General features: G+C 40.4%; 13 protein-coding genes. 8 read left to right on the top strand and 5 right to left on the bottom strand.

The genetic code is table 11. The annotated features are described in order from the left end of the window. The first annotated feature begins 3 nt into the window (after positions 1 to 3). Genes AC6H44_RS06400 through AC6H44_RS06390 form a run of 3 tightly spaced genes read left to right on the top strand, consistent with a single transcriptional unit; the run spans position 4 to position 2,409 of the window. Positions 4 to 678: a response regulator transcription factor gene (locus tag AC6H44_RS06400; RefSeq protein WP_500738050.1), complete on the top strand. Its 675-nt coding sequence runs from the start codon at positions 4 to 6 to the stop codon at positions 676 to 678. Then, complete coding sequence (locus AC6H44_RS06395; RefSeq protein ID WP_500738049.1) at positions 672 to 2,009, top strand: ATP-binding protein; 1,338 nt, start codon at positions 672 to 674, stop codon at positions 2,007 to 2,009. Before AC6H44_RS06400 ends, AC6H44_RS06395 begins: the two co-directional genes overlap by 7 nt. Then, the gene (locus AC6H44_RS06390; RefSeq protein WP_500738048.1) at positions 1,996 to 2,409 is read left to right on the top strand and encodes a hypothetical protein; all 414 of its coding nucleotides are present in this window, start codon (positions 1,996 to 1,998) and stop codon (positions 2,407 to 2,409) included. The genes AC6H44_RS06395 and AC6H44_RS06390 overlap by 14 nt, the downstream gene beginning before the upstream one ends. Before the next feature lie 104 nt (positions 2,410 to 2,513). Here the strand turns inward: AC6H44_RS06390 and AC6H44_RS06385 are convergent, their stop codons facing one another. Next, on the bottom strand, positions 2,514 to 2,711 hold the full coding sequence (locus tag AC6H44_RS06385; protein WP_500738047.1) for a hypothetical protein: 198 nt from the start codon (positions 2,709 to 2,711) through the stop codon (positions 2,514 to 2,516). A gap of 122 nt (positions 2,712 to 2,833) precedes the next feature. On the opposite strand from AC6H44_RS06385, the gene AC6H44_RS06380 reads away from it, so the two are divergent. Continuing rightward, on the top strand, positions 2,834 to 4,447 hold the full coding sequence (locus AC6H44_RS06380) for an IS1634 family transposase (protein WP_500738046.1): 1,614 nt from the start codon (positions 2,834 to 2,836) through the stop codon (positions 4,445 to 4,447). 201 nt (positions 4,448 to 4,648) lie between these two features. Further along, positions 4,649 to 5,161, top strand: coding sequence for an FAD-dependent oxidoreductase (locus tag AC6H44_RS06375; protein WP_500738045.1), 513 nt, complete (start codon positions 4,649 to 4,651; stop codon positions 5,159 to 5,161). Positions 5,162 to 5,249: 88 nt separating this feature from the next. Here AC6H44_RS06375 and AC6H44_RS06370 read toward each other — a convergent pair whose 3' ends face one another. Then, entirely contained in the window at positions 5,250 to 6,293 is a 1,044-nt protein-coding gene (locus AC6H44_RS06370) for an AI-2E family transporter (RefSeq protein WP_500738044.1), read from the bottom strand. A gap of 169 nt (positions 6,294 to 6,462) precedes the next feature. Here AC6H44_RS06370 and AC6H44_RS06365 point away from each other — a divergent pair, with 169 nt between their 5' ends. Next, positions 6,463 to 7,353, top strand: coding sequence for a TIGR01777 family oxidoreductase (locus tag AC6H44_RS06365; RefSeq protein WP_500738043.1), 891 nt, complete (start codon positions 6,463 to 6,465; stop codon positions 7,351 to 7,353). A 64-nt stretch (positions 7,354 to 7,417) separates the two neighbouring features. Here AC6H44_RS06365 and AC6H44_RS06360 read toward each other — a convergent pair whose 3' ends face one another. Both AC6H44_RS06360 and AC6H44_RS06355 read right to left on the bottom strand, forming a co-directional pair. Beyond that, the gene (locus AC6H44_RS06360) at positions 7,418 to 8,077 is read right to left on the bottom strand and encodes a DUF2987 domain-containing protein (RefSeq protein ID WP_500738042.1); all 660 of its coding nucleotides are present in this window, start codon (positions 8,075 to 8,077) and stop codon (positions 7,418 to 7,420) included. After that, positions 8,070 to 8,879, bottom strand: coding sequence for a glucosaminidase domain-containing protein (locus tag AC6H44_RS06355; RefSeq protein ID WP_500738041.1), 810 nt, complete (start codon positions 8,877 to 8,879; stop codon positions 8,070 to 8,072). The genes AC6H44_RS06360 and AC6H44_RS06355 overlap by 8 nt, the downstream gene beginning before the upstream one ends. A 181-nt stretch (positions 8,880 to 9,060) precedes the next feature. Between AC6H44_RS06355 and AC6H44_RS06350 the strand changes: the two genes are divergently transcribed. Next, the gene (locus AC6H44_RS06350; protein WP_500738040.1) at positions 9,061 to 10,353 is read left to right on the top strand and encodes an anti-phage deoxyguanosine triphosphatase; all 1,293 of its coding nucleotides are present in this window, start codon (positions 9,061 to 9,063) and stop codon (positions 10,351 to 10,353) included. A 67-nt stretch (positions 10,354 to 10,420) separates the two neighbouring features. On the opposite strand, the gene AC6H44_RS06345 is transcribed toward AC6H44_RS06350, so the two are convergent. Further along, the gene (locus AC6H44_RS06345; RefSeq protein WP_500738039.1) at positions 10,421 to 12,577 is read right to left on the bottom strand and encodes a prolyl oligopeptidase family serine peptidase; all 2,157 of its coding nucleotides are present in this window, start codon (positions 12,575 to 12,577) and stop codon (positions 10,421 to 10,423) included. A 157-nt stretch (positions 12,578 to 12,734) separates the two neighbouring features. Here AC6H44_RS06345 and AC6H44_RS06340 point away from each other — a divergent pair, with 157 nt between their 5' ends. Beyond that, entirely contained in the window at positions 12,735 to 13,046 is a 312-nt protein-coding gene (locus tag AC6H44_RS06340) for an Mpo1-like protein (protein ID WP_500738038.1), read from the top strand. The last annotated feature ends 16 nt before the right edge of the window (positions 13,047 to 13,062 follow it).

Genomic DNA, 13,062 nt, shown 5'->3' with positions numbered 1-13,062 from the left:
CCAATGCGAATTTTAGTAATAGAAGATGATTTACACTTGGCAGACAACCTGCGCAATGCACTAGAAAAAGAGCGTTACAGCGTTGATGTATGCCACGATGGTGAAGCAGGCCTTTTTCATATCACTGAATACCCCCTAGATATGGCTGTGGTCGATTTAGGCTTACCAAAAATTGATGGTATTGAGCTAATTAACAAAGCACGCGCCCAAGGGATAACTATTCCTATTTTAATCTTAACCGCTCGCGATCGTTGGCAAGATAAAGTTGAAGGCCTCGATGCGGGTGCTGATGACTACCTCACTAAACCATTTCATGTGGAAGAGCTTATTGCCCGTTGTAATGCGCTAATTCGTCGCAGTGCAGGTAAAGCTAACCCAGAAATGAGCGCAGGCCCGATTAAAATTCATACTCGTTCACAGCAAGTATGGGTAAACGACAAAGAGCTAAGCTTAACCGCCTACGAATACAAAGTACTGGAATACTTAATGGTTAACCCGCAAAAAGTAATTTCAAAGTCTGAACTTACAGAGCACATTTATGACCAAGACTTCGATTTAGATTCAAATGTAATAGAAGTATTTGTACTACGTTTACGTAAAAAGCTAGACCCAGATGGCGTACTTAACCCAGTAGAAACACTGCGGGGGCGTGGTTACAGGCTTAAAAGTCAGTGGTAATATCACAAATTTCGTTAAAAATAAGGCAAGGATTTATCCTTGTCTTTGTTTTGTTAGTTGCCCTTCCTATTTTGTTTTACTCTATAGGTAAGGCCTACTATGCCTCACTTGTTGAAGCCACTGAAAAAAATCTCGAAGCTCATCTTTACTCGCTCATTTCAGAAGTAGACTTTACTGAGCGGGGAATCATTATGCCCAGCTCTATTTTAACTCCTGAACTGAACAACTTAAATTCAGACACTTATGCCATGATTTACCGTGACGACATGCCAATTTGGCATTCTGAATCGGCGGTTAACCTAAACTTTGTGCCGCAATATATAGAGCCAAAAGCCGGCGCTGCAGACTTTAGACGTGTGGTGTATAACAATACAGCCTACTGGCAGCTGAGCTTAACAGTCATCCTTAATAATATTGACCAATCAGAACAAGCCCGATTTTTTTTATTAAAACGTAACGATGCCCTACTGCGTTTAATGGACGGATTTAAGCAAACCTTGGTCGACTGGATGTTTATAATGGGAATTGCCATTGCAGGATTAATGGCCATTGGTTTTATTTGGAGTGCACGGCCGCTGCAACGCCTAGATAAAGAAATAAAAGCGATTGAATCAGGCGATATACAAGAAATTAAAGGCCTTTACCCTGTTGAACTGCAAACAATTAAAGCTGACCTAAATCTATTATTAGAATCTCAACAACGTCAAAAAGAGCGCTACAGAGCATCGCTAAGCGATTTAGCACATGCACTTAAGACCCCTTTAGCCGTATTAAAATCAAGTCCATTAGCCAATGATGCTGATGCACAAGAACAACTCGACAGAATAAATGTGATGATCGAGCATCAATTAAAACGCGCTGCCACGGGTGCTTCCGATACATGGAAAAAGCAAACCCCAATAAAACCGGTTATCGACTCTATTTTAAGTGCAATGGGCAAAGTTTATCTCGATAAAGACATCATATTTAACTGTAAAATAAATGATAAAGACTACTTCTTAGGCGATAAAACCGATTTAATGGAAGTATTAGGTAACTTGATAGATAATGCCTGCAAAGCCTGTCGCTCTCAGGTTAGTATTGAGGTTTCACAAGCTAAAACACTCAGCATTAGTATTTGCGATGACGGCCCTGGCATACCTAAAAACAAACGAGAGTCGCTTTTAAAACGCGGCACTCGCCTCGATACTTACGAAAGTGGCCATGGTGTTGGTATGGCCATTGTATCTGACTTAGTAAAGTCGTATCAGGGGATGCTAACTATTTCTCAGTCGCAACGTTTAGGCGGCGCTAAATTTATTCTCGAGTTTAATTACCATGAAAAAAAATAAATACGCCTTTTGTTTTACCCTAACACTATTACTTGCTTGGGCTCAGCCAAGCACAGCGGCACAACCAGAATGCACCCTAGAAGATAACCCTCAACCCGAGCAAATTAAAATTTATACACAGTGTTTAGATGCTAAATTAATTAAAATACAGCAGCACCAAGACAGCTGGATCCAAAAACGTACCTTTGAATTATCAGCATTAGAAAATGAAACGGGTAACACTCAAGTTTTGTCATTATTTAAGCAAAGCATTAATGCTAAAGACAACTACATCGAAAGAAGCTGCCAATGGCGTTATATGTTAAAGCAACCCAATGCCCCAAAAGCCGTCGTTGCCTACAAAGAGTGTGAAATAACACTGATAGAGCAATTTATTGCGCAGCTTAAAATGGAGCTTTAATAATTACTAATAAGAGATTTATATCGCGATACAAACCTAATTAAACATTAATTAAAGCCAAACGCTATTAATTCATACATTAATTTACAGGTTAGGTATAAATTTTAATATTGACCTTTTAACCACCTTTTAGCTGTGATTTTTTCAAGTTTTCTTCTGTATTTCTTAGGCGAAAATTCTGCTGTATTACCTTTTATCACATCAAAAACATCTTCTGATATAATTGCACCAATAGCATGAATTGACGAATGCATTCGCAAAGCATCCTCAGTCATTTCAAGTTCTAATTTTGAATCTGTCATTCCGCACCCTAAATCTGAATTAAATTAGTTCATTAAATGAGCGGTTGATCGAATTTTGTTAAAAAATACTTGACGGCGATCCCCATATTTGATCTATTACTCTCTTTTGAGAGCGCGTATTTATGTCTATCCCTTATGCCCAAAAACTCGAACACCACGGCTTAGTTGCTGGATTTTGTCACGATCTAGGTTTTGTCGATATTATTGATAACGCACTCGGTGGCGTGGCGCCTGAGCGCAACATCAGTTGTGGTCAATTAGTGTTGGCTATGGTGCTAAACGGCCTAGGTTTCACTGGTCGCACACTGCATATGTACAGCGAGTATTTTCAAGGCAAGCCGCTTGATAGATTAATTGGTGAAGGCGTAAAGTCCGAGCACATCAACGACGATGCGCTTGGTCGCTGTTTAGACACCTTATATGAATACGGCGTATCGAAGCTGTATCAACAATTGGGCGAGGCGGTGGTAGAGAAATTAGGGTTACAAACCCAAGCCTTACACCTTGATTCGACAAGCTTTCATTACGATGGCAAAGCGACAAGCGAGCCTGATGATGACGAACCAAAACCTATCCGTATCGCGAAAGGTTATTCGCGCGACCATCGCCCTGAGCTCAACCAAGTGATACTCAATCTTATCTGTGAGAACCAGTCAGGCATTCCGGTTTATATGAAGCCTGCCAGTGGCAACAGCAATGATATGGAAGGCTTTAAACAGATTGTAAAGGCACATATTGGCAGTTTAAAAGCCGCGCAAGCCAGCCGCTACTTTGTGGCCGATGCCGCCTTGTATGTGCAAGAAACCATTAAAGATTTACATACTCAAGGCCAACTGTTCATTACGCGGGTACCGCAAACCCTCAAAGAAGCTAAAACCCTTGTTAAGCAAGCGCCTAACTTGAATTTCACCCCTATCTCACCTGGCTATGAAGGCGTGAGTTATGACAGTGAATACGGGGGGGTGAAACAAAAATGGCTACTCATTCGCAGTGAGCAGGCGTATAAGCGAGAGCAGCATAACCTGAACAAGCGTATGCTAAAAGCCGGAGAAGTTGCCCGCAAAAGCTTTAAAAAACTGTGCCAACAACGCTTCGCTTGCCAAAATGACGCACAAAGCGCCCTTATAAAATGGCGAGGTAAACAAGCGGTATGTGATGTGGATGCAAATGTTGTTGAAGTAGCCATTTTTAAGGGAGCAGGACGCCCTAAAGCAGGGCAGTTACCTGAGCGTATCGAGTATCAGATTACGGGTGCATTATGCACACCACTGGCATCCAGAAAAGCCGCTTTACAACAACTGGGGTTATTTATTATTGCCACCAATGATGTTAGCGACCATCTTGACATGGCAAACTTGCTGAGCAGCTACAAAGCGCAGCAGAATGTAGAAAAAGGCTTTCGCTTTTTAAAAAGTCCCGACTTCCTTACGAGCGCTATTTACCTGAAAAAGCCTGAGCGCATTGAAGCGTTACTCATGGTAATGACTTGCTGCCTAATGGTGTACGCGGGGTTAGAGCACCAAATCCGTAAAACCTTGGTCGAGAAAAACTGCTACTTCCCCACAATGAAATACAAGCCGGGCCAACGCCCCACGGCACGCTGGGTGTTCCAGTGCTTCGAGCATATCATCATAATGTATTGGTCTGATAAGCCACCCATGGTGGCGAATATGCAGCCGCGCAATCAAACCATTGTTGATTGCTTGGGTGAAAAATATCAGCGGATTTATTCTTAAAATGGGTGCGGAAGATCGGTTGAATGGAAGTCATGAACTAATTCAATTCGTATTTAACCGTTAAGCAATTATATTTTTCTCACCCACAGTCGCTACTAGCCTGAAAAATTAAGCAGGTTAACTCATTGAAACGTTTTGACAAATCTGCATAAAAACCACAAACTACCTACCAGTAGATTGACTTAACTAAAGTGACTTAAAATGCATAAACCTGTGGTTATTATTGGTGGTGGCTTAGCGGGCTTATATGCCGCTTACAGCTTAAAAAAACGTGATATTGCGTTTTTATTATTAGAGGCTAAAGCCAGTTTGGGCGGCAGGATCACCTCTCATTTTTTAGCGACCAACAACACCATTGGCCACGATTTAGGCCCTACTTGGATATTTCCTCACCAGCCGAATATTCAACAGTTAGTTGCTGCTTTAAACGTCCCTGTATTTGAGCAATACAGCCAAGGCGATGTGTTGTACCAAGCATCAACCACTGCGCCTGCACAGCAAATTGCAGGCGCAGGTGAAATGCAACTATTTAGAATACAAAACGGTATGAACGAGCTTATTAATGCGCTTTATAGGCAACTTGACCCAAACACTGTTAAATTAGCGCACCCTGTTAGCGAGGTGAAAAAACTCTCCGATGGCTGGCATATAAGCGCCAATGTTCAAGGAAGTATGCAGCACGTTAGCTGCGATCAGTTAATAATGGCGCTATAAACGCGGTAGATAGCGTTTTAGCTAATTTAACAGTTACTTGTTAATACACAGCAAAGGCGTGCTTTGTTTGGCACGCCTTTGTAATATTTTACTCGTGTGATTTTATCTCGTTTTCTTCACCCGTACCAAGTAGTGTTGCTAACCAACGCCCCTCTTCACTGGCCTCAAGCGCTATTTTTACAATCATGGTTAAAGGCACCGATAACAGCATACCCACAGAGCCTAATAGCCAGCCCCAAAATATTAACGACAAAAATACGACCAAGGTAGAAAGCCCTAAACCTTTGCCCATATATTTTGGCTCAACCATATTCCCCATTACTGTATTCATTATTAAGTAACCAGCCCCGACTAAACTAGCTACCAAAGGGCCTTGAGTTATTAATGCGAGTAAAAGCGGAGGAATAGCCGCAAAAATAGAACCGATATTAGGGATGTAATTAAGCATAAATGCCAATACCCCCCATAACACAAAGTAATCTACATCTAAAACCCACAGGTAAATCGCTGCAATTACTCCGGTGGCTAAACTCACTAAGGTTTTAATTGCCAAATAAGAATTAATAGAGTCTAAAAAGCGATCAATTTGTTTGATTTTGCTGTCGGGGTCGTCCAACGCTAAATGAATTTTTTTACCCAGCACCGGCCCTTCAAACAACATAAAAACAACAGTTAAAATAATTAAAAACATATTGGCCATTACGCTACCCAAACCGGTTAGCATGTTGGTAGCAACATCAACCATTTTGCTTGGGTCGAACATAGACAATATTTGTTCTTTATTAATTAAAATATTGTATTGCGAGGCCATATCAACCAGCCATACAAATTGTTCTTTTAATTGCGCTTTATATTGAGGTAGTTGCTTTGAAAAATCGTTAACCGACTGCCCCACTAAGCCGCCTAGGCTCACTCCTAAAGCCACAATTATAAGCACCACAAGTATAACTGCTGCCCCTTTGGGAATGCGGTAACGGGCAAAAAAGTTAATTAGCGGGCTACAAATGATGGCAATAAACGCTGCCAAAATAAACGGAATAACAATAGCGCTTGCGGCTTTAACACCAGCCAATACAATTACTAAAGCTGCAAAAATAATTAAGCTTTTATTTACCCCTGTTAAACTTGCCAATACGACTATCCTATTACTGTTATTTGGCTTTAGTGTAAGGCAAAACCTAATAGAATGAAATATTTACTCAGTGATCATAATCGCTAATAGCACGTATAAATTTGCAATTCGTTAAGCTGGGGAGTATAAATTTTAAACATCCTGCTTTATTTATAATTTTGGAGTTGTAATGCATATATTTTTTACCGGTGCCACGGGCTTAATTGGTAGGCACCTTTGCCCTTTTTTGTTGCACCACCACGACATTACTGTGCTGAGCAGAAATCCAACCAAAGCAAAGGTTTTGTTAGGGCATAAAATTAATGCGACTAACAGCATAGAAGGCGTAGATTTTAATACCGTTGATGTGGTTATTAATTTAGCCGGTGAGCCTATTGTTAACAAACGTTGGAGCGACAAGCAAAAGGCAAAAATACGCGATAGTCGAATTATTATTACCCAAGCGATCAGTGATGCAATTAATCAGTGTCATACCCCACCCCATACTTTTATTTCTGGTAGTGCAATCGGCTATTATGGCCGCCAAGGTAAAACCCTCGTTGATGAAAATAATGCAGCCCCTCACGATGAATTTAGTCACCAACTTTGTAAAGATTGGGAACAAGCAGCATTAAACGCACAATCTGACGATACCCGTGTTTGCCTGCTACGAACCGGTATTGTACTGGCTAAAAAAGGCGGTGCGCTTGGTAAAATGCTACCTGCATTTAAGCTTTGTTTAGGTGGGCCTATTGGCCATGGCGAGCAAGGCATGTCGTGGATACATATAGATGATATGGTGCAGCTAATTTTATTTTTAATGCGTAACACAAAGCTCTCAGGTGCTGTAAATGCCACTGCCCCAAAGCCAGTAAGTAATAAGCAGTTTAGCAAATCGCTCGGTAATGCATTATCGCGCCCTGCTTTTATGCCTATGCCTGCTGGCGTGCTTAATCTGCTTATGGGAGAAATGGCCGATCTACTCACTACCGGTCAATATGTGGTGCCTAAAAAAGCACTAGACAACAACTACCGATTTCACTTCTCGAACATAGACGCTGCCTTGAAAAGTTTAGTTTAACGAAAAAGGCGGCATCAAATTTGATGCCGCCTTTTTTCGTTGATTAAGTTATAAGCGCAAAGTGTTATTTGCTGATCCAGGGTGTTACTTTAACTACCTCATTTATATCAGCTAATATTTTGGTATCATCTTGCCAACTATCAGTTACTTCAAAATAGCATACTGATTTTTCGCAGTTTATGCGCTCATCATCAAATTGTTTTGGCGTTTTAAAGGTAACAACCACGCCTTTTTGCTCTGGTAATAAAAACCACATTAGTTTACTAACAAAAAAGCCCGATAAATCGGTTAAAAGCGCTTCAAGCTCATTATTAATGGTTAATAATGAATGCTTTGAAAAAGGAAGTCCGTCTAGCTCATTGGCTTCTATTTGCAATTTTAACTGACAATCATGAACCGGATTTTTTGGCTGAACCACGATCACGGCTTTGTCGGTATCAAGCTGCTTATCATAAGGCAGTAGCAGTTGTGCTTTATCGGTGTAATTAAGCGGGTACTCATTTTTTTCAGTTAAAATGGTCCCACTTTCAATACTACAGACTTCGTTGGTGCCAATATCGTTGATATAAAAGTTTACACGCGCGTACTGAAAATCTCCCTTGTTAACTACTTTTAAACGATCATAAAAGCCATCATACGACATGACAAACTCTTTAGCATAAGCATGGCTTGCAGCAATGACTAAACAGCTCGCTGTCACTAATTTTAATACTGACTTATTCATTAAAGTACGCTCGATTTTGGTTGATCATGGTGTTTAGCTCTTCAATGTACGCTTCACCGCGTTCAGAATACGACATTAAGCCATACGTTAGTTGTGTTGCTAATATAGGCTTTTGCTGTTGACGCAAATTTTCACGTATACTACGCAGCTCTTTATACGCATTGTGTGTGTTTATATTTCTAAAATATGAGCTAACCGCTGCACGTACTGACTTAAAAGCAGCCACTTCATGCTCGGCTTCGTTATTACGTCTTCTTGGCACCATGCCACAGCCTTTTTTATAGCACCATTGGCCAAAAAAGTTTAGACCAATGCGTGCAAACCGTGATGTCCCCCACGCTGACTCATTGGCAGCCTGCATTAATGCCATTTCTTTGGGAATAATATCAACATGACGCAGTGCTTGTGTAAGCGTAAGTGTGTTGATAGTAGTATCAAGTCCATAGGCTTTGAGTATTTTAATCACCTGATTTTTTTGATTGTTACCCAAAGGCTCATCATGCTCAAGCATCATACGCGCAATTTCAAGATTTGCGCGTTGCTGTAAAATCTTTTTATTTTCAGCTTCTACATGCGGCTTTATAAAGTCAAAAAAAGCCCGTTTTTTTTCTTTAACATCTGTGTACTTTGAAAACTTCGGTAAAGTCACATTATGTAATGGCTTTTCTTTCTTTGTTACTTTTTTTGCTTTATCAGTTAGCACTACGCCCTCTGACATCACATCACCGCTTTGCATGAATGGGTGTGTAAGCCCCCAAATTACAATCACAGCTAATAACAACTGAAAAATAATTTTTAACATGTATTCTCTCAATTTAATGCTAATTTATGTATGGTGTATTCGCATACATACGAAATACTATTATACCTAAGCCACTTTATAAACGCGAATACTGAACAACTGAATACATTTCATACACCTATTGTTCGCTATTTATAATATACTCAGTGCTAAAGTCGAAGACGAATTAATAGGTTGTGACATGGATAAACAGTGGCAAAGTAGAATAATCGAACAATATAAACACCGTCCTAATGATAATCGCTCTCCTTGGCAAATAGACCGCTCTCGAATTATTCATGCTGCTGCCTTTAGGCGTCTTCAAGCAAAAACACAAATAATGGGGATAGGTTTAAACGACTTTTATCGCACTCGCCTTACTCATTCTTTAGAAGTATCTCAAATCGGCACAGGCATATTGCGCCACTTAAAAGCCCAGCATCCTCACTTTGAAGATTTTCCGTCTACCGGGTTACTCGAAACATTATGTTTAGCGCACGATATAGGCCACCCGCCATTTGGCCACGGTGGCGAAATTGCGCTTAACTACATGATGCGCGAGCATGGCGGATTTGAAGGTAATGCACAAACACTGCGTATTGTGGCTAAGCTAGAGCCCTACAGCAATGGCTATGGCATGAACTTAACTCGGCGCACTCTATTAGGGTTTATTAAATACCCTGGCTTTATTAACCAGCTGTGGCACAACATTCCCAAAGAAGATAAACAACGCACCTATATAAAAGCCGATGACTGGCGACCGGCCAAAGGCATTTACAATGACGATGCCACTATATTTAATTGGATCATAGAGCCACTTAGCAAACGCGATAAAACCTTATTATCTAGCCAACACAATGTAGATGTTTATCGCGCTAAAACGCGCTATAAATCTTTAGACAGCGCCATTATGGAATTGGCCGATGATATAGCCTATGCCGTTCATGACCTTGAAGATGCCATAGCCACAGATATGCTTAGTCTAGATGATTGGCTAACTCACGCATTGCCACAGTTACAAGTACTTAACTTTGATTGGTTAAACACTTTACTCGAGTCACTTACACAGCGATTATTTTCAAAACACGAACATGAGCGTAAAGACGTTATAGGCGAATTAGTGAATACCTTTATTATTCATATTCATTTAGATATACAAAACGACGCGTTTGAATGCCCTATTTTAAAACACACCGCAAAATTAGATGCACAATACGAAAGCGTATTACAAATACTTAAACACTTTGTTTTTCAGCGCTTAATACGCGACCCACAAATGCAGCAAATAGAATTTAAAGGACAAAACTTGCTTATTGAACTATTTAGCGCGTTTGCCAGCGATCCGCTGCGATTATTACCCGAAACCACCCAAGCACTCTACCTTGATGCCGAAAAACACCAGCAAGGCATGCGTATTATTTGTGACTACTTAAGCGGTATGAGCGACGAATACGCTTATAAAACCTATCAACGATTGTTCTCACCTATTCAATAAAATAGTCAACATAAAAAAGCCGAGTTACTTAAATAACTCGGCCTATGTTTATATTACTCCTTCATATTTAAAGTGATTTAACGCCCATGTTATAAAGCGTAAAGCCGTACATATCTGCATAAAGGTCGATAATTTTACTGGTTGGCGTACCCGCACCATGGCCTGCATTAGTTTCAATGCGAATAAGCGTGGGGTTATTACCCGCTTGATTAGCCTGAAGCTCAGCTGCAAATTTAAATGAATGCGACGGTACAACGCGGTCATCGTGATCGCCTGTAGTGATCATCGTCGCCGGATATTCAACGCCCGCTTTGACATTGTGAACCGGTGAATAGCCTTTTAAGTAATCAAACATTGCTTTACTCTGCTCGCTAGTACCGTAATCGTATGCCCAGCCAGCGCCGGCAGTAAAAGTATGATAACGAAGCATATCCAATACACCGACCGCAGGTAGTGCAACTTGAAATAGGTCAGGTCGCTGAGTCATTACAGCACCCACTAATAACCCGCCGTTTGAACCACCGCGCAGTGCTAAGCGCTTTTTAGAGGTGTATTTTTTGTCTTGTAAGTATTGTGCGGCAGCAATAAAGTCGTCAAATACGTTTTGCTTTTGCAATTGCGTACCTGCTTTATGCCACTCTTTACCATATTCACCGCCGCCACGAATATTAGCAACTGCATATACACCGCCTTGTTCAAGCCAAGCTGCTGTTGTAGAGCTAAAACCGGGTGTTAAGCTAATATTAAAGCCACCATAACCATATAAAATGGTTGGGTTGCTACCATCTAATTCAATATCACTCTTATAAGTAATAATCATCGGTACTTTAGTGCCATCTTTAGAGGTATAAAATACTTGCTCAGAGGTGTAGTTATCGCTATTAAAATCAATCCCCGACTTACGATATACTTTTGACTCACCGCTTTGCACGTCAAAGCTGTAAGTTGTGCCTGGGGTTTTATAGTTAGTAAATGAGTAATAAAGCGTCGTTTGCTCTTTTTTACCACCAAAGCCACTCGCCGTACCAACGCCTGGTAAGCTAATATCACGAATTAACCCGCCTTTTTTGTTGTACTGCTTTACGTTAGAAATAGCATCAACCATGTAGTTGGCAAAGAACGTATTACCACCAAGCGTTACATTGAGTACGTTTTCGGTTTCTGGAATAAAGTCTTGCCAGTTTTCAGGTTGCGGGTTACTTGCATCCACTGTCACTACTTTTTTATTTGGAGCATTTAAGTTAGTGACCAAAAATAGCTTGCTGCCTTCATTATCAATCACACTGGTATCAGAGTCGGTATTACCCACTACGGTAACAAACTCGCTATCTGGCTTAGTTAAATCTTTAATAAATAACTTATTGCCTGAGGTCGATACGCTAGCACTAATAAATAAATAACGGCCGTCTTTGGTCGCTTTAGCGCCCACATAACGATGTTTTTGCTCAGCGGTATCGCCAAACACTAGCGTATCCTCGCTTTGAGCTTGGCCTAATTTATGGTAGTACACTTTATGTTGATCAGTTTTTGCAGAAAGCTCACTGCCTTTTGGCTTATCGTAGCTTGAATAATAAAAACCATCATTTGCCAACCAGCTTACACCACTAAATTTTACATCAACCAGTGCTTGCTCTACTTGCTCTTTGGTTTTTGTATCAATAACAATGATTTTACGCCAATCACTGCCGCCTTCCGATATTTGGTATGCTAACAATGAGCCATCTTCTGAAAATGATAAGCCCGACATCGAAGTGGTGCCATCTTCACTAAAAGTATTAGGATCTAAGAAAACCTCAGCTTCACCGCCATCTTTACTGCGGTATAAAACATACTGATTTTGTAAGCCATCATTTTTATAAAAGTAGGTGTAATCACCTTCTGTAAATGGCGCGCTAATTTTTTCGTAGTTCATTAATTTTTCAAGGCGCTGTTTTAACGTATCTCTGTAAGGCACTTTTTCTAAATATGAAAAGGTTAAATTATTTTGTGCTTTAACCCATTGAGCTGTTTCGTCGCTCATATCATCTTCTAACCAACGATACGGATCAGCCACTATTTCACCAAAGTAGCTATCAACCACAGAGCCTTTTTTAGTGTCAGGGTAATCTAAAAAGTTAACTGTTTTCATTGCTGTTTTTACTTCATCTTGAGAAATTTGTTTTGTAGGTTGCGAACAACCCGCAAGTGCGATCACAATCGCACAGGTTAGTGTCTTTTTGAGCATTGATTTACCATTATTTTATTTATATTCAGTCTAAACTATTAACTTTCTGCTAGTTTGTCCATCAACTTGCGGTAAACACCATTTATCGCTGTTAACTCTCGTCAAGTTACGCTTAAATACATCAATGAACAACGTTTAAACACCAATAGGCTAAGTAATGACAGACTCTCAATCCTTTTCCAGCTTTAAACGCTTTTACCCTTATTACTTAAAAGAGCATCGCAATCAAACCTGTCGTAGATTGCATTTTATAGGCAGTAGTTTAGTACTGTTACTGACAGGCTATGCGTTTTTTAGCTCACAACTTATGTTGTTATGGTTATTACCAGTGATTGGTTATGGCTTTGCGTGGGTTGGGCATTTCTTTTTTGAAAAAAACCGCCCTGCTACATTTAAGCACCCGTTGTATAGTTTATGGGGCGATTGGGTAATGTTTAAAGATATGCTCACAGGTAAAATCAAATGGTAAATGGCAACTTACGCTA

Source organism: Pseudoalteromonas sp. TAP-3C (assembly GCF_059888565.1).
This window is presented reverse-complemented; position numbering and strand designations above follow the sequence as displayed.